Here is a 21,263-nt window from a genome sequence, read left to right on the forward strand (position 1 = left end):
GGGGATTCGGGCGGCTCGGGCATTGGCGCGGGATACGCCGGACGGAAGAGTCGTATCGGTCGGACTCTTAAGCCTTGAAATTGCCACCGCCATGGGCTTCAACGCAAGGCATGTTTGAGGGGACTGTCCGTCTTTTCCTGGTCTGGCTCGGCGCCCTGCTGTTCATGGCGCCGGTTTCGTTCGCCATGGCGCAGAATGTCGACGGTGTCAGCGACCTGAAGCTTCCGGGAATTTCGAGCTACGCGACGCCGAAAGGCGAGACGTCACTGGCGCTGAGCGGCGGCGGTGCCATCACACTCTCTGCCCAGTTGACCGACAAGGGTTCCGACATCACGCGCGGCATCGTCTGGCGGGTCTTCAAGCCGGAAGCCGTCAACGGCAAATTGCCGATGGTCGCCTCCTCGCATGGCGGCACCGCCGTCTTCCAGCTCGAGCCCGGCAGCTATCTGGTTCACGCCTCCTACGGCCGGGCCGGCGCCACCAAACGCATCACTGTCGGCAAGGACGCCAAGCGCGAAAGCCTCGTGCTCGATGCCGGCGGCCTCAAGCTCGACGCCGTGCTGTCCGGCGGCGTGCGCATTCCACCGAAGAAGCTGCGCTTTTCGATCTACGAGGGCACTGCCGAGGCCAATGGCGACCGCGCGCTGATCATTCCCGATGTCGAGCCCAACAGCGTCGTGCGGCTCAACGCCGGCATCTACCATGTCGTCTCGACCTATGGCGCGGTCAATGCAGTCATTCGCTCCGACATCCGCGTCGAGGCCGGCAAGCTGACCGAAGCCACCGTCGAGCATCACGCCGCCGAGATCACGATGAAGCTGGTGCGCGAAACCGGTGGCGAGGCGATCGCCGACACGTCCTGGTCACTGCTCAACGAGTCCGGCGATCCGATCAAGGAAACCGTCGGCGCTTTCGCCTCGATGGTGCTGGCCGAGGGCGACTACACCATCATCGCCAAGAACCGCGACCGCATCTACCAGAAGGATTTTACGGTCGTGGCCGGGCAGAACCAGGAAATCGAGGTTCTGGCCACCGAGGCCGCGGCGATGGATCCTGAAGAAGGCGCGGATTAGTTCGCAATCCACCAGAAGAATCAGGTGTCTGCGTCATCCTCTGAACCAGCAGGATAATCCTGTCCGCCGTAGAGCACGCGCAGGATGACCACGGTGTCACCGTCGACCCGGAAAACGATCGACACGCGGCGTTCAAAGCCGACGATGCGGACGCCGGGGCCAACAGTGTCGCGCACGGTCCCGCGCTCCGGGAAGTTGGACAGCGCCATGCACGCGGCCTCTATGCGGTCGACATAGTCGTCGGCACGTCTGCTCCCGCTGTCGTTTTCGATGTAGTCGTAGATGGCGAAGAGGTCGGCTTGAGCCGCCGGTCTGAAGACGACCTTATGTGTCAAGCTTGGAGGCCTTCATGCGGTCCGCATGATGGGCGCGCAGCGCTTTGAAGACGTCTTCTGCCGGGATGTCCGGACGCGGGTCGTCAAGGGCTTCCTGGACCTTGGCGCGCATAATCGCGGTGATGGTCTGCTCTTCGCGGTCGAGGGCGCGCAGCGCGGCGCGCATCACCTCGCTGGCGGAGTCGTAGGCACCCGACGCCAGGCGTACGTCAACGCTGGCCTGCTGGCGGCCGAGGGTCACGGTGATCGGTTTGCTGGTTCTCATGGCAAGCTCTTTCCTTGCCCTAATATAGCGCATGACATTACAGTGTCATACTATTTTTCTCAACGGCCAGCCAAGACTCGGCCCTGTGAGCCGGACGTTTATTGTTCAAGCCGCCAGTTCGGTCCGCGCCGGCAGGAACGGGATCCGGCGGCGTGGCAAAGCTGGCGCCAGGTCGAACACGCCGCGATGGAGGCGGTCGAGCAAGGCCTTGCGGTCGCGCAACGGCTCCAGTTCGCTCCAGCTCAGCACATCGCCGACGCGCACGTCGATCGCCTTGCCCGACAGCCGCGCGAATTCGTGGATGAGCAGCGATGTGCGCAGCGTCAGCGAGGCCTTGCCGACGAACTTGGCCACCCGGCCGTCGCGCTCGGCCATGTTCATCGGCCCGCTGACAAGATGGAACAGCCTGCCGTTCTGCCCGGAAAAATGCATCGGGATGACCGACGCCCTGGCGTCCTGGACGAGGCGGGCCGGAAACATCTTCCACGGCAGATCGCGCGCCCGGCCAAAACCCTTTGGCGCGGTGGCGACACCGCCGGCCGGAAATACCACGATGGTGACGCCCTCTTTCAACAGGCGCACCGCTTCATGGCGCACGGCCATGTTGTTCTTCAGCGCATCCTTGGTCTCCGAAAAGTCGATCGGCAGCGAATAAGGCTCCATCTCGCGGATCTTGAGCAGATCCTTGTGGATCATCACCCGGAACGGACGGCCGAGCTGCTCGGCCAGCGACAGCACGGCGATACCGTCACCGATGCCGAACGGATGATTGGCGACGATCACCAGCGGCGTGTCCGGCAATTGCGCGGGCGGCCACTGATCAGCGGTCCGCACCCGCACGTCGATCAGGTCGAGCATGCGGCTGAACACGCGTTCGCCGGTCGGCACGATCTGGCGGCGCCAGAAATCATAAAGTGCTGTGTAGCGGTCGCGGCCCGACAAGCCTTCGACCGAATGTATGAACCAGCGCGTCAGCGCCGGCTGGCGCGGATTGGCATAGGAAAGCTCGGGAAAGGGTCGTTCGCGCAATTTCAACTTGAGCATAGGGGCTCGTTACAAGGTCGGCGTGACAGGGATATGAAAATGGCGGTGGATCGCTCCACCGCCATTTGGTCGAAACCATGCCAATCAGGCCGCGCGTTTGCGCCGGCGGTCGGGTGTGACGGCTTCCTCAGTCAGTTGCGCGATCGCCTGGTCAAGGCCAAGCGATTCCTGGTCGCGCGAGCCCAGTCGGCGCATGTTGACCGTCTGCTCTTCCGCTTCGCGCTTGCCGCAGACGAGGATGACCGGAACCTTGGCCAGGCTGTGCTCGCGGACCTTGTAGTTGATCTTCTCGTTGCGCAGATCCGCTTCCGCCAACAGCCCAGCGGCCTTCAGCTTTGCCACCACCTCGGTCGCATAGTCGTCGGCATCCGACGTGATCGTCGCCACCACCACCTGCAGCGGCGCGAACCACAGCGGGAAATGGCCGGAATAGTTCTCGATCAGGATGCCGAGGAAGCGCTCCATCGAGCCACAGATGGCGCGGTGAACCATGACAGGCTGCTTCTTCTCGGAATCCGAGCCGATGTAGAAGGCGCCAAACCGCTCCGGCAGGTTGAAATCGACCTGCGTCGTGCCGCACTGCCATTCGCGGCCGATGGCATCCTTCAGCACATATTCGAATTTCGGCCCGTAGAAGGCGCCCTCACCCGGATTGATCGAGGTCTTGATGCGATTGCCGGACCGTGTCCTGATCGTCTCCAGCACGCCGCCCATGATCGCCTCGGCGTGATCCCACGCCTCGTCGGTACCGACGCGTTTGTCCGGCCGCGTCGACAGCTTGACGCTGATTTCGTCGAAACCGAAATCAGCATAGGTCGACAGGATCAGATCGTTGATGCGCAGGCATTCCGCCGCCAGCTGCTCTTCGGTGCAGAAGATGTGCGCATCGTCTTGCGTAAAACCGCGCACACGCATCAGCCCGTGCAGCGCGCCGGATGGTTCGTAACGGTGGACGTTGCCGAATTCTGCAAGTTTGACAGGCAGATCGCGATAAGACTTCAACCCATGCTTGAAAATCTGCACATGGCCCGGGCAGTTCATCGGCTTCAGAGCGAAGATCCGGTCGTCATCGGTATCGTCGCCGGCCACCGTCACCTTGAACATGGCGTCGCGATACCATCCCCAATGGCCTGACGTCTCCCACAGGCTCTTGTCGAGAACCTGCGGCGCGTTGACCTCCTGATAGCCCTGCTCGTCGAGGCGGCGGCGCATGTAGTTGACCAGGTTCTGGAACATCTTCCAGCCCTTGGCGTGCCAGAAGACGACGCCAGGCCCCTCTTCCTGGAAATGGAACAGGTCCATCTCGCGGCCGATCTTCCTGTGGTCGCGCTTCTCGGCCTCCTCCAGCATCGTCTGATAGGCTTCGAGCTGCGCCTGATCAGCCCAGGCCGTGCCGTAGATGCGGGTCAGCATCGGATTGTTCGAATCGCCGCGCCAATAGGCGCCGGCCACCTTCATCAGTTTGAAGGCGTTGCCGATCTGCCCCGTCGAGGCCATGTGCGGGCCACGGCAAAGGTCGAACCAGTCGCCCTGCGCGTAGATCTTGAGATCCTGATCCTCGGGAATGGCGTCGATCAGCTCCAGCTTGTAGCGTTCGCCCTTGTCGGCAAACACTTTCTTCGCCTTGTCGCGCGACCAGACTTCCTTGGTGAACGGCTTGTTGCGCGAAATGATCTCGCGCATCTTCTTCTCGATCACGGGAAAATCGTCAGGCGTGAACGGCTCGTTGCGGGCGAAGTCGTAGTAAAACCCGTTCTCGATCACCGGCCCGATGGTCACCTGCGTTCCCGGCCACAATTCCTGCACGGCTTCCGCCAACACATGTGCGGCGTCGTGACGGATCAGTTCGAGTGCGCGCGGGTCGTCGCGGGTGACGATCTCGACCTTGCCGGATTTGCCAAGCGGATCGCTGAGATCGCGGACGGTGCCGTCGATCGCATAGGCGACCGCCTTCTTGGCCAGCGACTTCGAGATCGATTCGGCGAGGCCGGCACCGGTCATCGCCGCGTCGTATTCGCGGACGGAGCCATCGGGAAATGTCAGGGAAACGGAATTCAGCATGTATATCTCCTATCCAGTCCCGCAAACGAGCGCGGGTGGTTGAAATGCATGTCGCCCAAAAGTGTGTGGACGGTTTTGGGGTTACGACATGCAAAGAGTAGGCCGGATGCGTCCGGCAGCGGCTGTCTTTTATGGACAGATTCCGCCGCCGTAAAGCCCGGCTCAAATGTCAGACTTCATTTGATGAGCAGCGGCAGGTCCTTCAGGAACGCGGCTCGGGTCTTGAGGCCTTTGGGCATATCGGTCCGATCGGTGTCGACGACAAGGCGCGCAAAGACGATCTGGCGGCCATCCTTGTTCGCCCAGCCGACGAACCACCCAAGCGAGCGCTTATCCTGAACCTTGTCGGCATCGTTGCGCAGCCTGGTGCTTCCGGTCTTGCCCTGCACCGTCCAGCCTCCGGCCTGGAAGGTCGGGATGATGGCTGATGTCATGTCGTAGGCCCTGGCCGAGACAGGCAGCTTGCGGGCCAGCAGCTTGCGCAGGAAATCGACCTGCTCGACCGGCGTGATCTTGAGCGAGGAGTTTATCCAGGATTGGGTCAAACCATCATTCTTGCCGGGATTGCCGGAAACATCGGCATTGCCGTAGCCGAATTTGGAGACATAGCCAGCCAATTTTTCCGGCCCGAGCCGACTGGTGATTTCACGGGAGAACCAGACGATCGAATCCCGTTCCCAGATCACCGGATCGACGGTCTTCTGGTCCCGCTTCACCGCCTTGAACTCCGGCTTGTAGTCCCACGCCGGCGTATGCTCGTCGCTCAGGATCCCGCTGTCATAGCCGATCAGCGACAGCGGCACCTTGAACGTCGAGGCCGGGCTGAACCGCTGGTCGCACACTCCGTCCTGGTAAAGCGTCTTGCCGCTCGCCGCATCGGCGATCACCGTGCACTGCAAATCCCCCAGCGGCGCCGATTGCGCGCGCAGCGGAAATCCCAGCAGCCAGGCGAGCAGGAACAGGATCCCGGCAAAGATGAAGGGAAGACGGTCGAAATTGCGCATTTTCTGCTCGCTCCAGAAGGGGGTTCGCGAGCGGCTTAGCGGGGTCTCTTGTCTCGATTTTGTCTCAAATGCGCAGTCTTTGTGCAGGCTGTTGTTAACCCTACCGGATCGTAAACCTGCTATTCTCCCCGGCCATCATTCCTGCGCTTTGCCGCGCTTGCTGCCGATCCGCCAGTACCGCCAGGGCATGAACCAGAGATAGCGATCCGCAAGCGCCTCCGGCACGAGGTCTATGCCATGCGTGCCGAATGGCCCGCAGCGCAGCACGCGGAAGAATCCCATCCAGCCGCCGGCCCACAGGCCATGGCGGGCGATCGCCTCATGCGCATATTCCGAACAGGTCGGCAGATGCCGGCAGGAATTGCCGACAAAGCCCGACAGCGTCAGCTGGTAGAGGCGCACGAGCGACGTGCCGAGGAGACGGCCTGGCGTCTTGCGCCAGGGGCCGGGCCAGTTGCGGCCGCGTTTTTGCGACCCGTCTATATGCGCATGCCCATGCTGGTCGCGCACCACAGTCTCCGTATCGCGTTTCCCAGGCGATAGATGTGGACTTCCGCCGGAGAACGCAATCCCCGCTCCTTGCGCGCCCCGCCATCACGGACGGGAACGGCGAAACGGCTGCCTGTCAGCCGACGGCGCCCAGCGGCCACGACTGGCCGGCCCCTCGCGGCGCTTTGAATGCTGCTTTTCGTCACGCCATTGAAACGTCACGATCCGCATGACATCGCCAAAAATGTTCAGCAACTGGATCATGGTCGGTCTCCTTCGACATGGATTAGACCGCCGCTGGCCTTCGCCTTCAAACGAGTATAATTTCCACTTCGGATAATCCTGGGTTATGCGAAATGAAGCGTGGGCGCCTGCCGCTGACGGCATTGAGGAGCTTCGAGGCGGCGGGCCGGCATCTGAGCTTCAGCCGGGCCGCCGAGGAGCTTTTCGTCTCGCAGGCGGCGATCAGCCGGCAGATCCGCGAGCTCGAAATCTTCCTGCATCGACCCTTGTTCGAACGTCACCATCGACGAGTCGAACTGACCGACACCGGCCGGCGTCTGCTGGATCAGCTTGTCAGAAGTTTCGACGCCATCGATACCTTGCTTGGCGATCTGGTGGCGACACCGGCACAGTCCGTGGTCCGCGTCAGTGTCGAGCCGTCGCTTGCCTCCGTGTGGCTGGTTCCCCGGCTCAACCGGTTTCGCCAATTGCGGCCCGACATCGACGTCTCCCTCGAAGTCGATCCAAGGCTGATCGAGTTCCGCAGCGATCAGCCGGAGCTTGCCTTGCGCTTCAGCGCGCATGCCGACTCGTGGCCGCGCAGCCAGGCCGAGCGGCTTGCCTCGACGGTCGATTCGCCGGTCCTGTCGCCGGCGCTGCTTGCTTCTGGCCCTGCCCTCAGGAAGCCAATCGATCTTGGCCGCTACACGCTTTTGCACGAGGAGAACCGCCAGGGCTGGGCGCGCTGGTTCGAAGCGGCCGGCGTGCCCGCCGACGCCGTGCCCGCGCGCGGGCCGATGCTGGCGGATGCGTCGCTTTCAAAGCAGGCCGCCTTGCTCGGACATGGCGTGGCATTGGGCGATCTGTTGCAGATCGGCGGGGAAATCGCATCCGGCGCGCTGGTCAAGCCGTTCGACATCGACGTCGCATCCGGCGCCTATTGGCTGGTGGCCAGAAACCTGCACGACCTCTCGGAGCCGGTCGCCGCGTTCGCCGACTGGCTCAGAAGCGAATTTGCCGAAAGCAGGCGGGCGCTGGAAGCGCAGGTTTAAACCCTTCTGGCCCGGTTCCTGTCCAGCCAAATGCCAAGCAGTGGCAGCAAAGATTTGGGCGCCTGCGCGAAGCCTGCGCACCGTGGACGGCCAAATCCCAAGGTCAGGCCGCTTCTTCGGCGCGCTTCTTCTCGATCTGGCCGATCGCGTCGACCACGGCATCGAAAGTCAGCATGGTCGAAGCGTGCCGCGCCTTGTAGTCGCGCACCGGCTCCAAATATCTGAGATCCGCAAAGCGGCCGTCCGGCGGGGCGCCATTTTCCTTGAGCATCTTCAGCATGGAGTCGCGCACCGCGCGCAATTCCTCGGCACTCGCGCCGACGACATGCTGCGCCATGATCGATGACGACGCCTGGCCGAGCGCGCAGGCCTTCACGTCATGGGCAAAGTCCGTGACGACGCCGTCCTGCATCTTGAGGTCGACGGTGACGGTCGAACCGCATAGCTTGGAGTGCGCCTTGGCGGTCGCGTCAGGATGATCGAGACGGCCGATGCGGGCGATGTTTCCGGCAAAACCGAGAATTTTCGCGTTGTAGACGTCGTTTATCATAATTTTCCAATCCGTCGCCGCCAAGCGAACAGCGATTGCCGCTGTCGTGTCTTCCTTTCGCTCGCTATGACCTTATATAATGCTGGCAGTCCGGTATCGACAAGAACGACGAAAGCCAATGTCCTTGCCGGGAAGTTCACGCCGCTTACGGGGCTGGAAACGGGGCGAGTTTCCGACACCGAAAGGTCGTGGTCCGTTCAACTCGTTCCTCCGCCGAGAGGGACTACGGGAGACGCCTTTATGGATGCCGTCATCAAGAAGCTCATGCCACAGTCAGCCTATATGGAAAAGCCGGTCACCGACCGGCCAAGCGAAGCCGAAGTCGAAGCCGCCGTGCGCACACTTTTGCGCTGGACCGGCGACAATCCGGACCGCGAAGGGTTGGTCGACACGCCGAAGCGGGTGGCAAAGGCCTTTCGCGAAATGTTCGGTGGTTACGACATGTGCCCGGCCGACGAGCTCGGCCGCACCTTCGAGGAGGTCGCCGGCTACGATGACCTGGTCATCGTCAAGGACATAACATTCCATTCGCATTGCGAGCACCACATGGTGCCGATCATCGGCAAGGCGCATGTCGGGTATCTTCCGGACGGCAAGGTCGTCGGCCTGTCCAAGATCGCGCGTGTCGTCGATATCTTCGCCCACCGCCTGCAAACCCAGGAGGCGCTGACGGCGCAGATCGCCGGCGTCATCCAGGACGTGCTCAATCCGCGCGGCGTCGCCGTCATGATCGAGGCCGAGCACATGTGCATGGCCATGCGCGGCATCCGCAAGCAGGGATCAACCACGCTGACCTCGACCTTCACCGGCGTTTTCAAGGACACGCCCGAAGAGCAGGTCCGTTTCGTCACCATGGTGCGCGGCGGCGGGGTCTGATCGGCCCTCGCCGGCCATCAAAATAAGGACCGGCGATGTCGGCACTGGAATTTCCAAAAGCTCCGTCGGACAAGAAGGCTCTCGAGGAAGGCGCGGTGTTTTCGCCGCGCTTCGATGCAGCCGGGCTGGTCACGGTCGTCGTGACAGACGCCGCGGACGGCATGCTGTTGATGGTTGCGCATATGAACGCGCAAGCACTGGCGCTGACGCTTGAGACCGGCATCGCCCACTACTGGTCGCGCTCGCGCAGCGCGCTTTGGAAAAAGGGCGAAACATCAGGCAATTTTCAGCATGTCGTCGAGATGCTCACGGATTGTGACCAGGATGCCATATGGTTGCGCGTCAAAGTGTTGGGCCACGACGCAACCTGTCACACTGGCCGGCGTTCATGCTTTTATCGGACGGTGGGGCTGGTCGACGGCAAAGGGACGCTTGCCATCGACGGCAGCAAGCCGCTGTTCGATGCGGAAAACACGTATCGGAAACCAACAGCTTGAACCTTCTGCCTGACACCGACGACACAGATTCATCATTTCGATACGCCCCGCTCGTATAGTAGCCGTGGGACAAGGGAGATTATGATGCTCGAGTGGGCGTCATTGCGTAACAGACCAGATGTCAGGGAGGCCAACGGCCTGTCCTCGTCAGGCGGCGCGTCCGAAACGAACTCCCAAAAGAAAACAGGCATTTCGCTCGCCTTGGGTGGCGGGTGCGCCCGCGGCTGGGCGCATATCGGCGTGCTGCGCGCGCTGGATGAAGCCGGCATCGAAGTATCGATGATCGCCGGCACCTCGATCGGCGCGCTGGTCGGCGGCTGCTATCTCGCCGGCAAACTGGACGAGCTCGAAGAATTCGCCCGCAGCCTGACCAAGCGCCGCATTTTCGGCCTGCTCGATCTCAATTTACGCGGCAGCGGCCTGTTCGGCGGCATGAAACTCGATGCAAGGCTGCGCGAGCACATGGCCGGCATTCGTTTCGAGGACCTTGCCAAGCCGTTCGTCGCGGTCACTTCCGAAATCCGCACGGGCCACGAAATCTGGCTGTCGAGCGGCTCATTGATCACCGCCATGCGCGCCTCTTATGCGCTTCCCGGCGTGTTCGAGCCGGTGAATTGCAACGGCCGCGTGCTGGTCGACGGCGCTCTGGTCAACCCCGTACCGGTTTCGGTCTGCCGCGCCTACGAGCAGCCGCTCGTCGTGGCGGTCAACCTTCACTATGACCTGTTCGGCCGTGCCGCCGTCATCAAGCACAGCGCTGGCGAACTGGTCGTCGAAAAGGACGCGCCGAGGGCCGGACATGGCGATCCCGAACACCAGTCGCATCAGACCCGGCTCGGCATCACCGGCGTCATGGTCGAGGCCTTCAACATCATCCAGGACCGCATTTCGCGCGCAAGACTTGCCGGCGATCCGCCAGACATGTCGCTACAGCCGAAGCTCAGCCATATCGGCCTGACCGAGTTCCACCGCGCCGACGAGGCGATCAATCTCGGCTATCAGGCGACGATGGCGCAGATCGGCGAACTGACCCGGCTGCAGACAGTTCTCGCCTGATCAACACCTACGCACGAGCCGCATCGGTGATACGAAACTGAACGGTGCGGTTGCCGTTCCAGTAATTTCCCGACAGCGAACCGGCGACGTGGATTGTCTTGCCCCGGTTCTTGAACAGGAATTCGCCAAGCGCGGTATCGACGGCGCGAAAGGCGATCGCCTGGATCCGGCCGCCGCTTTCCGATTGCAGCTCGACGCGGATGTGATTGGTGCCGACCGGCCGCGCATCGGCCAACCGGTGGCGCGGCAACGCGAAAACAGGGGCCACGTGCCCGGCACCGAAAGGTCCGGCTTGTTCCAGCGCGTCGAGTAGGCTGAGTGTCGCGCCTTCAGCGGCAAGCGCACCGTCTATGGCCAGGCTTTCCTCGCCCTGCAGGCGAAACACGTCGGCTGCCGCCCGCTCTTCGAAAAACGCCCTGAGCTCACCAAGCCTCGCCCGCTCGACGGTGATGCCCGCCGCCATGCCATGCCCGCCACCCTTGACGATCAGACCGGCAATCGCCGCCTCGCGCACCAGCCGGCCGAGGTCGAAACCCGAGACCGAGCGGCCCGAGCCGGTGCCGATGCCGTTGGCGTTGAAGGCGATGGCGAAGGCGGGCCGGCGGGCATGATCCTTCAGCCGTGAGGCGAGCAAACCGACGATGCCCGGATGCCAGCTGTTGCTGGCGGTGACGACGATAGCCGGGCCATTGCCGCCGGCGAGCTCCGCATCGGCCTCGGCGCGCGCCGCCGCGAGCATCTCCTGCTCCATCAGCTGCCGTTCCTGGTTGAGCCGGTCGAGCGTCTCGGCAATGGTGCGCGCCTCGACCGGGTCGTCGGTCGCAAGCAACCGGCTGCCAAGTGCGGCATCGCCGATGCGTCCGCCGGCATTGATGCGCGGGCCGATCAGATAGGCCAGATGGAAGGTGCTGATCGGCTCGCCGATGCGCGACACCCGTGCCAGTGCCGCGAGCCCTTCGTTCTTCTGCTGGCGCGCCATCTGCAGCCCCTTGACCACGAAGGCACGGTTGACGCCGGTCAGCGGCACCACGTCACAAACGGTGGCCAATGCCACGATATCGAGCAGCGAAAGCAGGTCCGGCGGCGTAGCATCGGCCATGCGGCTACGCAGGATCCTGGCCGTCTGCACAAGGGCGAGGAAGACCACGCCGGCGGCACAGAGATGGCCCTGCCCGGAAAGGTCGTCGTCGCGATTGGGATTGACGACAGCGATTGCCGCCGGCAAGGCACCGCCGACCTGGTGGTGGTCGAGCACCACGACATCGGCCCCGGCCTCATTGGCGGCATCGATGGAAGCGGCGCTGTTGGTGCCGCAATCGACGGTGACGATCAGTGTCGCGCCACGCGAAACAAGTTCGCGCATGGCGTCGGGGTTGGGGCCATAGCCCTCGAAAATACGATCCGGGATGTAGATTTCCGACGGCACCGAGAAATGCGTGAGGAACCGCTTCAGCAAGGCCGACGAGGCGGCGCCGTCGACATCATAGTCGCCGAAGATCGCCACCTTTTCCCTGGCCATCACCGCGGCGGCGATCCGGGCCGCCGCCCTGTGCATGTCGGTCAGCGATGCCGGATCCGGCAGAAGATCGCGGATCGTCGGATCGAGAAACCGCTCGGTCTGCTCGGCGGTGACGCCGCGGCCGGCAAGCACCCGTGCTACGATATCGGGTACCCCGTAGCCTTGCGCGATGGCGAGCGCGATCATGTCCTGCCGCTCGGTCAGCCGGTGCTCCCAGGAAACCCCTGATACCGACTGCCTGACATCGAGGAAGAGGCGCTTTTCGCCGGTCATACGCTTTGCCAACTCATCGTTGGCCGCACGATAGTGCATGTCGCCCAAAAGTGCGCAGCGGTTTTGGGGCGACGACCTGCATTGGCAACGATTTAAATCGTGTCACGTTCATGCGACGCTCTATAGGCCAAAGGCAGGCAAAGCCAAGCGATTCACGGTGTGCGCCGTCCGGGAAGTGTCAAGAAAACTGCGCTTTCCGCTTTTCAGCCTGGCGCCGAAGCCATTCGTCGGCCGCATCGCCCATCGTCGTTTCCACACCGTCCTTGAGCCAGGCCATGAAAGGCCGGTCGAAGCTGAATGCGTAGCTGCATTCCCGGATGAGAAAGCGACGCACATTCTGGGTGTTGCGATAAGACTGCGTGATGGCGGTGGCGCGCGAGATCGGATCCGCGTGCCAGTCGAACGGTTTCATCGTCAAATCCTTGCAGCCAATATCGGGTGCGCCCGAATGGCTAACAATTGCAAGGTGGCTTCGCAAGCAAGCGTCAGAACTTATCCAGGTCCTGATGGCGTGCCTTGATCTCGCGCACCGTCCGCGACGACGAGCGCAGCACGATCGTGTGGGTGGTGATGTAATTGTGGCCGAACTTGACGCCAGCCAGCATGTTGCCGTCGGTGACACCGGTGGCCGCAAACAGCACATCGCCGCGCGCCATGTCCTCCGTCCGATAGACCCGTTTCGGATTGGAAATACCCATCTTTGCCGCGCGAGCAACCTTTTCCGGTGTGTCGAGGATCAGCCTGCCCTGCATCTGGCCGCCGGTGCAGCGCAGCGCGGCGGCGGCCAGCACGCCCTCGGGTGCTCCGCCAGTGCCGAGATAGATATCGATGCCGGTTTCTTCCGGATCCGTGGTGTGGATGACGCCGGCGACATCGCCGTCGCCGATCAGCCGGATCGCGGCACCCGTGGCGCGCACGGCATCGATCAGCTTGGCATGACGTGGCCGGTCGAGGATACAGGTGGTGATGTCCGAAATAGCCACGCCCTTGGCGCGGGCGAGGCTGGCGATGTTTTCGGCCGGTGAGGCATCGATATCGATGACGCCGTCCGCATAGCCCGGACCGATGGCGATCTTGTCCATGTAGACATCGGGCGCAAACAGCAGGCTGCCCTTTTCGGCGATGGCGATGACGGCGAGCGCATTGGGCAGGTTCTTGGCGCAGATCGTCGTGCCTTCGAGCGGATCGAGCGCGATATCGACCGCCGGACCTTTGCCGGAGCCGACTTCTTCGCCGATATAGAGCATCGGCGCTTCATCGCGCTCGCCCTCGCCGATCACCACCGTGCCCCTGATGGAAAGCCGGTTGAGTTCCTGGCGCATGGCATCCACGGCGACCTGGTCGGCCGCCTTTTCGTCGCCGCGCCCACGCAGCCTGGCGGCCGCGACGGCGGCCCGTTCGGTGACGCGCACCAGTTCCATGGTGAGTATCCGGTCAAGGCCGGCGACGATGTTCTGGGCCACATTCATCTGGTGATTTCCTCGTTGGCAATGCGGCCTCCCGCCGGAGGCGGGCCTGTTTTGTCAAACGAGCATGACAACGGCAAGACCTGCCACGAATATTATCGAATATCCAACAATATCAATCGATTAAACTACGTCTTGAAACACGACCGGCCCGATCGCCACGCGCCGGGCCAGTCTTAAAACGGTGAGAATGGCGGCCTTCGCGGCCTAAAAAACCGCGAGGTATTTGAGCAGCGAAATGATGCCGATGATGATGACGATGACCTGAACTATTTGTCTCATCCGGCCATCGAGCGGCAGGCGTTGAACCAGATAGAGAACGAGGATGATGACGAGGAATGTGATCAGGATGCCGATCAACGCTGACGAAGCCATGGTGTCCTCCTTAAAAGTGATTTGCTGAAAACAACAGAAAAGGCCGGAAGCCCGGCCCTATTGCGCTGCGGTCAATACCAGCGGCGGGAGGTATCGTTCGTCGATTGAGCAATGGCGAAGCCGGCCAGAAAGCCGAGCAGGCCGATCACGCCGACCAAAGCTGTCGTCGTACCAGGATTCTCGCGCGCGACTTCCGAAACAGCCTGGGCTTGGCTGCGCAGTTGTTGCGCCGTACGCGAAGCGCGGTTCGCCGCGGTGTCGTACAACTCGGACGCCTGTTCGCTGGCGTCATCGAGCATCTCCGCGCCCCGCGCCGAAATGCTCTTGTTGATCTTGGTGATCTCCTTGCGCAGTTCGGCAATCTGCTTTTCCAACGTCTTCTGGATGTCGTCGATATCGGGGGTGTCGGATTTGTTGGTGTCAGCCATGAAGCGGTTCCTCTGGTTGGTGACCAAGAGAACGGCGTCGACGCGAATTCGTTCCGGTCTGTGGCAGCTGCCTGCCTCCAGACCGGACCTCAATGCCTGCGGAATTCTTGTCCCGCGCGACTGTCGGACAAAGCTACCCTGCCCGTTCGATGCGGATGACCTGCGGTTTGTCGGTCAGATGTCCGTCCTTGGTGATGCCGTCTACCGCCTTGCGAACGGCGGCCTCCGTCGTCTCGTGGGTGACAAGGATCACCGTCTTCTGTGCCGCCGCCTCGCCGTTGACTGCGTGCTGGACGATCGATTCCAGCGAGATGTCATTGTCGGCCATGCGCTTGGCGATTGCCGCGAACACGCCGATGCGGTCGTGCACGGTCAGCCGGATGAAATAACCGCCGGCATGGCTGCGCATCTGCGCCTTCTTGTAGGGTTTCAGCTCCTTGGCCGGCCGGCCGAAGACCGGACCATGCTGGAAGCCTGGCCGGCTCTTGGCGATGTCGGCGATGTCGCCGATGACGGCCGATGCGGTGGCGTTGCCGCCCGCACCGGGGCCGGACAGCAGCAGCTCGCCCAGAATGTCGGTTTCGATCGCCACCGCATTGGTGACGCCATGCACCTGCGCGATGACCGATGCGGTCGGCACCATCGTCGGATGCACGCGCTGCTCGATACCGCTCTCGGTGCGCTGGGCGACACCCAGCAGCTTGATCCGGTAGCCGAGATCGGCGGCCGCGCGGATGTCGGCTTGGGTGATGTTGGAAATGCCTTCCATGTAGATGTCGTTGGCGGCGATCCTGGTGCCAAAGGCAAGGCTGGTCAGGATCGACAGCTTGTGCGCCGTGTCGTGGCCCTCGATGTCGAAGGTCGGATCAGCCTCGGCATAGCCCAGCCGCTGCGCGTCCTTCAGGCAAGCATCGAACGAGATGCCCTCGGCCTCCATGCGGGTCAGGATGTAGTTACAGGTGCCGTTGAGGATGCCGAACACGCGGGTGACCGAATTGCCGGCCATCGCCTCACGCATCGTCTTGATGACGGGAATGCCGCCCGCCACCGCCGCCTCGTAGTTGAGAAGCACGCCCTTCTTCTCGGCGATCTCGGCCAGCGCCACGCCATGCTTGGCCAGCAGCGCCTTGTTGGCGGTGACGACGTGACGGCCGGCTTCGAGTGCCGTCTTCACCGATGAGCGCGCCGGGCCCTCGTCGCCGCCGATCAGTTCGACGAACACGTCGATTTCTGCGGTCTGGGCCATCTTGACCGGATCGTCGAACCACTTTGCAGAGCTCAAATCGACGCCCCGATCGCGCTTGTGGTCGCGCGCCGAGACGGCGGTGACGATCACGTCACGGCCGCACTGGCGGGTCAGTTCCACCGCTTTGTCGCGCAGCACGCGCGCCACCGATGCACCGACCGTGCCGAGGCCGGCAATTCCAACACGCAATGCTTCAGCCATGTCCGGCGACGTCCCTCAAAGTCAGATCGAATTTGCGTGCGGCAAGCTTACCGGTGAGCGGAGAGCGGCACGACATTGTTGGGCTGCTTGGCGCTGGTCGACAGGAAGCGCTTGATGTTGCGCGCCGCCTGCCGGATCCTGTGCTCGTTCTCGACCAGAGCAACGCGCACGAATTCGTCGCCATGCTCGCCGAAGCCGACACCGGGCGCCACGGCCACGTCGGCATGTTCGATGAGCAGCTTGGAGAATTCGAGCGAGCCGAGATGCTTGAACGGCTCCGGGATCGGCGCCCAGGCGAACATCGATGCCGCCGGTGCCGGAATGGTCCAGCCGGCGCGGCCGAAGGCGTCGACCATCACGTCGCGGCGCTTGTGGTAGATGTCGCGTACCTCGGCGATGTCGGCGCCGTCGCCGTTGAGCGCGTGTGCCGCCGCCACCTGGATCGGCGTGAAGGCGCCGTAATCGAGGTAGGACTTCACCCGCGTCAGCGCCGAGATCAGCCGCTCGTTGCCGACGGCAAAGCCCATGCGCCAACCGGGCATGGAGAAGGTCTTCGACATGGAGGTGAATTCGACGCAAACGTCGATCGCGCCAGGCACCTGCAGCACCGAAGGCGGCGGATTGCCGTCGAAATAGATCTCCGAATAGGCAAGGTCGGACAGGATGATGATGTCGTTCTTCTTGGCGAAGGCGACCACATCCTTGTAGAAATCGAGCGAGGCGACCAGCGCTGTCGGGTTCGACGGATAGTTGAGGATCAGCGCCAGCGGCTTCGGGATCGAATGCTTGACACCGCGCTCGAGCGCCGGAATGAAACCGTCGTCCGGCTCCACCTGCAGCGAGCGGATGACGCCGCCCGACATGATAAAGCCGAAGGCATGGATCGGATAGGTCGGGTTCGGGCACAGGATCACGTCGCCGGGCGCGGTGATCGCCTGCGCCATGTTGGCGAAGCCTTCCTTCGAACCGAGCGTGGCCACCACTTGCGTGTCGGGGTTGAGCTTCACGCCGAAGCGCCTGCCATAGTAGGCGGCCTGGGCGCGGCGCAGGCCCGGAATGCCGCGCGACGAGGAATAGCGATGCGTGCGCGGGTCGCGCACGACCTCGCACAATTTGTCGACGATAGCCTTGGGCGTCGGCAGGTCCGGATTGCCCATGCCGAGGTCGATGATGTCGGCGCCACGCGATCGGGCGCTGGCCTTGAGCCGGTTGACCTGCTCGAACACGTAAGGCGGAAGCCGGCGAACCTTGTGAAATTCTTCCATGGCAGTTCCAGACAGCGAAGGGGTGTTGGGCGCGCGCTATATACTTATTTGCAGGTAGGGTCGAGGGCGGGGTCGCATTTGGCTTCGATCTGCTTCAGCGTTTCGTCGCCATGCTTCTTGGCCAGATCCGTCAGCGCCGCCTGGTTGACGACCTTGGGGCCGCCGCCCTTTGCCGCCTGCGCATTCTCATCCGCCTTCAATTGCGCGAGCTTGGCGTTCTTCTCGGCTTCGGTGAACTGCGGCGCCGCCACTTGCGGCTTGATGTTCAGGTTCGGGAAGGTGCCGGTATCCTTCGGTCCCGCACCCACAGCGACAGGCGTCGGGCCATTCGTGTTGGTGCTCGAGCACCCGGCAATGCCGATGAGGACGATCGCCGCGCCGATGCGGCAAAAACGTCCGGCACCGAAAAAAACAGTCTCGCCAATATTAATCGTCATATTGTTTCCTTGGCAGCCGAGGTAGAGCGAGATTGGCCCGGTCGGATGTCCCATGTTAATATGTCAAGAAAAGGCCTCGGGAGGAACCCCGCCAACCATGTCCAAAACACCCGATTCGGGCAAAGCGGAAGATGACCAGCCTTCGACCGTCGAGCAATATCTGGTGAAGGACCCGGAACGCTTCGCCCTGAACATGGCGCGCATGATCGAGCAGGCCGGCAAGGCCGCTTCCGCCTGGGCCGAGCCGCGTGAAAAAGGCGACGTGCGCGACCATGTGGCCGAGCCCGTCGTCGATATGGTGAAGACCTTTTCCAAGCTCAGCGAATACTGGCTTGCCGATCCGCAGCGCGCGCTGGAAGCGCAGACGCGGCTGTTCTCCGGCTATATGACGGTCTGGGCCAACGCCATTCAGCGCACCAGCAACGCCGCGCAAGACACCGAAGACGCGGTCAAGCCGGAGCGCGGCGACAAGCGCTTCCTCGACCCGGAATGGGGCCGCAACGCCTTCTTCGATTTCCTCAAGCAGGCCTATCTCGTCACCTCGCGCTGGGCGGCCGATCTGGTCGAGCACGCCGAAGGTCTTGACGAGCACACCCGCCACAAGGCCGGCTTTTACGTCAAGCAGGTGTCCAACGCCATCTCGCCGTCGAATTTCATCCTGACCAATCCGGAACTGTTCCGCGAAACCGTCGCCTCGAACGGCGAAAACCTGGTGCGCGGCATGAAGATGCTGGCCGAGGACATCGCCGCCGGCAAGGGCGACCTGAAGCTGCGGCAGGCCGACTACTCGCCCTTCGAGATCGGCAGGAACATCGCCACCACTCCCGGCAAGGTGGTCGGCCGCAGCGACGTCGCCGAAATCATCCAGTACGAACCGGCGACCGAGACGGTGCTCAAGCGGCCCCTGCTGATCTGCCCGCCATGGATCAATAAATTCTACATCCTCGATCTGAACCCGCAGAAATCCTTCATTCGCTGGGCGGTTGAACAGGGCCACACCGTGTTCGTCATCTCCTGGGTCAATCCGGACGAGCGCCACGGCACCAAGAGCTGGGAAGCCTATATCCGCGAGGGTCTGCAATACGGCCTCGACACGGTCGAGAAGGCCACCGGCGAACGCGACGTCAACGCGATCGGCTATTGCGTCGGCGGCACGCTCCTGGCGGCGGCACTGGCGCTGATGGCGCAAGAGGGCGACGACCGCATCAAGTCGGCGACCTTCTTCACCACGCAGGTCGACTTCACCTATGCCGGCGACCTGAAGGTGTTCGTCGACGAAGAACAGGTCGCGGCAGTGGAAAAGTCGATGAGCGAAAAGGGTTATCTCGACGGCACCAAGATGGCGACCGCCTTCAACATGCTGCGCTCAGGCGACCTGATCTGGCCCTATGTCGTCAACAACTACATGCGCGGCAAGGATCCCCTGCCCTTCGACCTGCTCTACTGGAATGCCGATTCCACCCGCATGGCCGCAGCCAACCACTCTTTCTACCTGCGCAACTGCTATCTCGAGAACAACCTTTCGCAAGGCACGATGGAACTGGCGGGCCGCACGGTCTCGCTCGGCGACATCACCATCCCGGTCTACAACCTCGCCTCCAAGGAAGATCACATCGCGCCGGCGCTTTCGGTGTTCCTCGGCTCGAAATATTTCGGCGGCACGGTCGAGTATGTGATGGCGGGGTCGGGCCATATCGCCGGTGTCGTCAATCCGCCGGCATCCAACAAATACCAGTATTGGACCGGGGCTACGCCGACGGGCGACTTCAGCCAGTGGATAGCCAATGCCACCGACCATCCAGGATCCTGGTGGCCGCACTGGCAAGGCTGGATAGAGGCCAAGGACAACACCCGCGTGCCTGCCCGCAAACCGGGCAAGCATATGAAAACTTTGGGTGATGCTCCGGGCACCTATGTGAAGGTCCGTGTGTAACGGACTGTAATGTGTGGTGAGTTGACGGGCCGCCAAAAGCGGGCGAAATGGTGTCGTCAACCATCAAGCGGCCGTAATTCGGCAATCACTGCAAAAATACTTCCAGGCTTGCGGATTTGACACAGGTCTCGTTTCCGGATCGGAGACAAAGGTCACCTTGGCAGCGACGCATGCATGCCGCGCCAAGATATGCCGACCGGACATCGAGGGGGAATTTGACTTTGAAATCAGCAGGATGGAGCCTCGCAAAGGGAGAACGCCGCGCCATTGTGGCAGCGCTCTGCTCCTTGCTTCTGGCCTCCTGCACTTCGGCTGGCGACCCGGCAATGTCGGTCGGAATGCCCGGCTACAATGCCACCGCATCGGACGTAAACGCGGCCTCCAGCGGCAAGGCGATCGCCGCCTCCGATTCGTCTGATGTCACGACGGAGCAGACGACCGTGATGACGGCAAGCGACACGGCGCTGCCTGAAAAGGTCGCCTATGTGCCTGTGTCCAAACCGGGAGCTGCCTTTCCGCTGACCATGCCGGCGGGCGCCGAAACCATCGTTGGAAACACGCCGCAGTCGCTGACGCAGCAGGCACAGACCGCGCAGCAGACCGATGCGGTAGCCCAGCAGATTGCCGCGGCCGACGGCGACGTGGCGGCGCCGAAGCCCGCTGCCGCTCCGGCCATGAACAACCCGGTCTATGTGACGGCTGGCGAGATGCCGCAGGCCGAAGCACCAAAGAAGAAAGGCTTCCTCGCCTCGATGTTTGGCGCAACGCCAGCCTCGGCGACACCAGCCCCCCTCATCAGCAACGCCCGGACGGGCGAGCAGCCCCCGGCGCAGGCAAAAGCGACGCCAGCAGCGGCAAAACCGATCATCACGCTTGCCTCGGCCGATTCCACGGCCAAGCCGGTACAACTGGCTTCGCTCGGTGGCGATAGCGGTCACATCACCGGCAGCGATGCCCTGCCCGGCGTGCGCCAGACGGCCCTGTTCGAGATCAAGCGCAAGTCGGGCCTCGATGACGAAAGCGACGTCGACCTCAACGAGGATGAGGGGCCAGTGGGCGGCTCCTATCAGGTTGCGTCCGCCGCCGGCATGGCCCGGCTGGCGCCCAACGGGCTGCTCAAGCAGAACGAAAGCGTCGATGTGGCCTGCCTGAAGCCGTCGCTGGTGCGCGTGCTGAAGACGATCGAAGGCCACTACGGCCGCAAGATGACGGTGACGTCAGGCTATCGCGACCCGGCCCGCAACCGGCGCGCCAACGGCGCCAAGAATTCGCTGCACATGTATTGCGCCGCCGCCGACATCCAGGTTCCCGGCGTTTCGAAATGGGAACTGGCGAGCTACATCAGAAGCATGCCCGGTCGCGGCGGTGTCGGCACATACTGCCACACAGAATCGGTTCACGTCGACGTCGGTCCCGAGCGCGACTGGAACTGGCGCTGCCGCCGGCGCAGCGGCGGTGACGGCTAGCAGCGCTATTTGACGGCCTACGCCTGTCAGCCGCCAAGGCCGTTCCGGCAATATCGTTCCAGCCTCCTGAACATTCGAGATAGGCTGAAGCGTCCCCAACTTCGTCATCCTCGGGTCTTCGCGACGGAGC

23 protein-coding genes are annotated in these 21,263 nt (G+C 62.7%); 7 read left to right on the top strand and 16 right to left on the bottom strand.

The genetic code is table 11. The annotated features are described in order from the left end of the window. Nucleotides 1–110: 110 nt before the first annotated feature. Nucleotides 111–1,073 carry a hypothetical protein gene (locus EOC83_RS01600; RefSeq protein WP_013531974.1) on the top strand — a complete coding sequence of 321 codons (963 nt, stop codon included), beginning with the start codon at nt 111–113 and terminating at the stop codon, nt 1,071–1,073. Between the two features lie 20 nt (nt 1,074–1,093). On the opposite strand, the gene EOC83_RS01605 is transcribed toward EOC83_RS01600, so the two are convergent. The 7 genes from EOC83_RS01605 to EOC83_RS01635 form a co-directional block, all read right to left on the bottom strand. Further along, entirely contained in the window at nt 1,094–1,408 is a 315-nt protein-coding gene (locus EOC83_RS01605) for a type II toxin-antitoxin system RelE/ParE family toxin (protein WP_063167878.1), read from the bottom strand. Then, the gene (locus EOC83_RS01610; protein WP_063167877.1) at nt 1,398–1,673 is read right to left on the bottom strand and encodes a type II toxin-antitoxin system ParD family antitoxin; all 276 of its coding nucleotides are present in this window, start codon (nt 1,671–1,673) and stop codon (nt 1,398–1,400) included. The genes EOC83_RS01605 and EOC83_RS01610 overlap by 11 nt, the downstream gene beginning before the upstream one ends. 105 nt (nt 1,674–1,778) lie before the next feature. Then, nucleotides 1,779–2,717: a GNAT family N-acetyltransferase gene (locus EOC83_RS01615; protein WP_063167876.1), complete on the bottom strand. Its 939-nt coding sequence runs from the start codon at nt 2,715–2,717 to the stop codon at nt 1,779–1,781. A gap of 84 nt (nt 2,718–2,801) precedes the next feature. Next, on the bottom strand, nt 2,802–4,778 hold the full coding sequence (gene thrS, locus EOC83_RS01620; protein WP_027162582.1) for a threonine--tRNA ligase: 1,977 nt from the start codon (nt 4,776–4,778) through the stop codon (nt 2,802–2,804). 176 nt (nt 4,779–4,954) lie between these two features. Continuing rightward, entirely contained in the window at nt 4,955–5,782 is an 828-nt protein-coding gene (gene blaOXA, locus EOC83_RS01625) for a class D beta-lactamase (protein WP_013531977.1), read from the bottom strand. Between the two features lie 135 nt (nt 5,783–5,917). Next, nucleotides 5,918–6,292, bottom strand: coding sequence for a membrane protein insertion efficiency factor YidD (yidD, locus tag EOC83_RS01630; protein WP_027162584.1), 375 nt, complete (start codon nt 6,290–6,292; stop codon nt 5,918–5,920). Nucleotides 6,293–6,376: 84 nt separating this feature from the next. After that, nucleotides 6,377–6,535: a hypothetical protein gene (locus EOC83_RS01635; RefSeq protein WP_082826450.1), complete on the bottom strand. Its 159-nt coding sequence runs from the start codon at nt 6,533–6,535 to the stop codon at nt 6,377–6,379. 92 nt (nt 6,536–6,627) lie between these two features. Between EOC83_RS01635 and EOC83_RS01640 the strand changes: the two genes are divergently transcribed. Beyond that, nucleotides 6,628–7,545 (top strand): LysR substrate-binding domain-containing protein, encoded by a 918-nt coding sequence (locus EOC83_RS01640; RefSeq protein WP_063167875.1) that lies wholly within the window; start codon nt 6,628–6,630, stop codon nt 7,543–7,545. A 103-nt stretch (nt 7,546–7,648) separates the two neighbouring features. On the opposite strand, the gene EOC83_RS01645 is transcribed toward EOC83_RS01640, so the two are convergent. Continuing rightward, on the bottom strand, nt 7,649–8,095 hold the full coding sequence (locus tag EOC83_RS01645; RefSeq protein WP_063167874.1) for an iron-sulfur cluster assembly scaffold protein: 447 nt from the start codon (nt 8,093–8,095) through the stop codon (nt 7,649–7,651). Nucleotides 8,096–8,335: 240 nt separating this feature from the next. Between EOC83_RS01645 and folE the strand changes: the two genes are divergently transcribed. The 3 genes from folE (at nt 8,336) to EOC83_RS01660 (ending at nt 10,524) form a co-directional block, all read left to right on the top strand. Next, a complete protein-coding gene (gene folE / locus EOC83_RS01650) occupies nt 8,336–8,971 on the top strand; it encodes a GTP cyclohydrolase I FolE (RefSeq protein WP_013531982.1) in 636 nt (211 codons plus the stop codon). 35 nt (nt 8,972–9,006) lie between these two features. Beyond that, complete coding sequence (gene hisI, locus EOC83_RS01655) at nt 9,007–9,468, top strand: phosphoribosyl-AMP cyclohydrolase (RefSeq protein WP_013531983.1); 462 nt, start codon at nt 9,007–9,009, stop codon at nt 9,466–9,468. 81 nt (nt 9,469–9,549) lie between these two features. Continuing rightward, nucleotides 9,550–10,524, top strand: a complete 975-nt coding sequence (locus tag EOC83_RS01660) for a patatin family protein (protein WP_174299064.1) — start codon at nt 9,550–9,552, stop codon at nt 10,522–10,524. Nucleotides 10,525–10,531: 7 nt separating this feature from the next. Here EOC83_RS01660 and recJ read toward each other — a convergent pair whose 3' ends face one another. The 8 genes from recJ to EOC83_RS01700 form a co-directional block, all read right to left on the bottom strand. Then, the gene (gene recJ / locus EOC83_RS01665; RefSeq protein WP_063167873.1) at nt 10,532–12,316 is read right to left on the bottom strand and encodes a single-stranded-DNA-specific exonuclease RecJ; all 1,785 of its coding nucleotides are present in this window, start codon (nt 12,314–12,316) and stop codon (nt 10,532–10,534) included. 178 nt (nt 12,317–12,494) lie between these two features. Next, nucleotides 12,495–12,728: a DUF6434 domain-containing protein gene (locus EOC83_RS01670; RefSeq protein ID WP_063167872.1), complete on the bottom strand. Its 234-nt coding sequence runs from the start codon at nt 12,726–12,728 to the stop codon at nt 12,495–12,497. A 73-nt stretch (nt 12,729–12,801) separates the two neighbouring features. Continuing rightward, a complete protein-coding gene (gene glpX / locus EOC83_RS01675; RefSeq protein ID WP_013531987.1) occupies nt 12,802–13,785 on the bottom strand; it encodes a class II fructose-bisphosphatase in 984 nt (327 codons plus the stop codon). A gap of 204 nt (nt 13,786–13,989) precedes the next feature. Beyond that, nucleotides 13,990–14,157 carry a Thivi_2564 family membrane protein gene (locus tag EOC83_RS01680; protein ID WP_013531988.1) on the bottom strand — a complete coding sequence of 56 codons (168 nt, stop codon included), beginning with the start codon at nt 14,155–14,157 and terminating at the stop codon, nt 13,990–13,992. Between the two features lie 71 nt (nt 14,158–14,228). Then, nucleotides 14,229–14,585, bottom strand: a complete 357-nt coding sequence (locus EOC83_RS01685; RefSeq protein ID WP_024505708.1) for a hypothetical protein — start codon at nt 14,583–14,585, stop codon at nt 14,229–14,231. A gap of 133 nt (nt 14,586–14,718) precedes the next feature. Next, nucleotides 14,719–16,032, bottom strand: coding sequence for a homoserine dehydrogenase (locus EOC83_RS01690; protein ID WP_013531990.1), 1,314 nt, complete (start codon nt 16,030–16,032; stop codon nt 14,719–14,721). 47 nt (nt 16,033–16,079) lie between these two features. Next, nucleotides 16,080–17,297: an LL-diaminopimelate aminotransferase gene (locus EOC83_RS01695; RefSeq protein WP_013531991.1), complete on the bottom strand. Its 1,218-nt coding sequence runs from the start codon at nt 17,295–17,297 to the stop codon at nt 16,080–16,082. A gap of 44 nt (nt 17,298–17,341) precedes the next feature. Next, a complete protein-coding gene (locus tag EOC83_RS01700) occupies nt 17,342–17,734 on the bottom strand; it encodes a hypothetical protein (RefSeq protein ID WP_063167871.1) in 393 nt (130 codons plus the stop codon). Nucleotides 17,735–17,831: 97 nt separating this feature from the next. Here EOC83_RS01700 and phaC point away from each other — a divergent pair, with 97 nt between their 5' ends. Together phaC and EOC83_RS01710 are read left to right on the top strand one after the other, a co-directional pair. Beyond that, nucleotides 17,832–19,667, top strand: coding sequence for a class I poly(R)-hydroxyalkanoic acid synthase (gene phaC / locus EOC83_RS01705; RefSeq protein ID WP_063167870.1), 1,836 nt, complete (start codon nt 17,832–17,834; stop codon nt 19,665–19,667). Between the two features lie 215 nt (nt 19,668–19,882). After that, complete coding sequence (locus EOC83_RS01710; RefSeq protein ID WP_032808955.1) at nt 19,883–21,133, top strand: YcbK family protein; 1,251 nt, start codon at nt 19,883–19,885, stop codon at nt 21,131–21,133. The last annotated feature ends 130 nt before the right edge of the window (nt 21,134–21,263 follow it).

The organism is Mesorhizobium sp. Primo-A (assembly GCF_003997175.1).
Taxonomy (GTDB): Bacteria; Pseudomonadota; Alphaproteobacteria; order Rhizobiales; family Rhizobiaceae; genus Mesorhizobium; species Mesorhizobium ciceri.

Coding starts and splice junctions, on each gene's coding strand:
- phaC (WP_063167870.1), top strand. CDS start 17,832: ATGTCCAAAACACCCGATTCGGGCAAAGCGGAAGATGACCAGCCTTCG.
- EOC83_RS01640 (WP_063167875.1), top strand. CDS start 6,628: ATGAAGCGTGGGCGCCTGCCGCTGACGGCATTGAGGAGCTTCGAGGCG.
- folE (WP_013531982.1), top strand. CDS start 8,336: ATGGATGCCGTCATCAAGAAGCTCATGCCACAGTCAGCCTATATGGAA.
- EOC83_RS01660 (WP_174299064.1), top strand. CDS start 9,550: ATGATGCTCGAGTGGGCGTCATTGCGTAACAGACCAGATGTCAGGGAG.
- EOC83_RS01600 (WP_013531974.1), top strand. CDS start 111: ATGTTTGAGGGGACTGTCCGTCTTTTCCTGGTCTGGCTCGGCGCCCTG.
- EOC83_RS01695 (WP_013531991.1), bottom strand. CDS start 17,297: ATGGAAGAATTTCACAAGGTTCGCCGGCTTCCGCCTTACGTGTTCGAG.
- EOC83_RS01700 (WP_063167871.1), bottom strand. CDS start 17,734: ATGACGATTAATATTGGCGAGACTGTTTTTTTCGGTGCCGGACGTTTT.
- recJ (WP_063167873.1), bottom strand. CDS start 12,316: ATGACCGGCGAAAAGCGCCTCTTCCTCGATGTCAGGCAGTCGGTATCA.
- EOC83_RS01690 (WP_013531990.1), bottom strand. CDS start 16,032: ATGGCTGAAGCATTGCGTGTTGGAATTGCCGGCCTCGGCACGGTCGGT.
- EOC83_RS01615 (WP_063167876.1), bottom strand. CDS start 2,717: ATGCTCAAGTTGAAATTGCGCGAACGACCCTTTCCCGAGCTTTCCTAT.
- EOC83_RS01635 (WP_082826450.1), bottom strand. CDS start 6,535: ATGATCCAGTTGCTGAACATTTTTGGCGATGTCATGCGGATCGTGACG.
- blaOXA (WP_013531977.1), bottom strand. CDS start 5,782: ATGCGCAATTTCGACCGTCTTCCCTTCATCTTTGCCGGGATCCTGTTC.
- EOC83_RS01610 (WP_063167877.1), bottom strand. CDS start 1,673: ATGAGAACCAGCAAACCGATCACCGTGACCCTCGGCCGCCAGCAGGCC.
- EOC83_RS01645 (WP_063167874.1), bottom strand. CDS start 8,095: ATGATAAACGACGTCTACAACGCGAAAATTCTCGGTTTTGCCGGAAAC.
- glpX (WP_013531987.1), bottom strand. CDS start 13,785: ATGAATGTGGCCCAGAACATCGTCGCCGGCCTTGACCGGATACTCACC.
- EOC83_RS01680 (WP_013531988.1), bottom strand. CDS start 14,157: ATGGCTTCGTCAGCGTTGATCGGCATCCTGATCACATTCCTCGTCATC.
- EOC83_RS01685 (WP_024505708.1), bottom strand. CDS start 14,585: ATGGCTGACACCAACAAATCCGACACCCCCGATATCGACGACATCCAG.
- hisI (WP_013531983.1), top strand. CDS start 9,007: ATGTCGGCACTGGAATTTCCAAAAGCTCCGTCGGACAAGAAGGCTCTC.
- EOC83_RS01670 (WP_063167872.1), bottom strand. CDS start 12,728: ATGAAACCGTTCGACTGGCACGCGGATCCGATCTCGCGCGCCACCGCC.
- thrS (WP_027162582.1), bottom strand. CDS start 4,778: ATGCTGAATTCCGTTTCCCTGACATTTCCCGATGGCTCCGTCCGCGAA.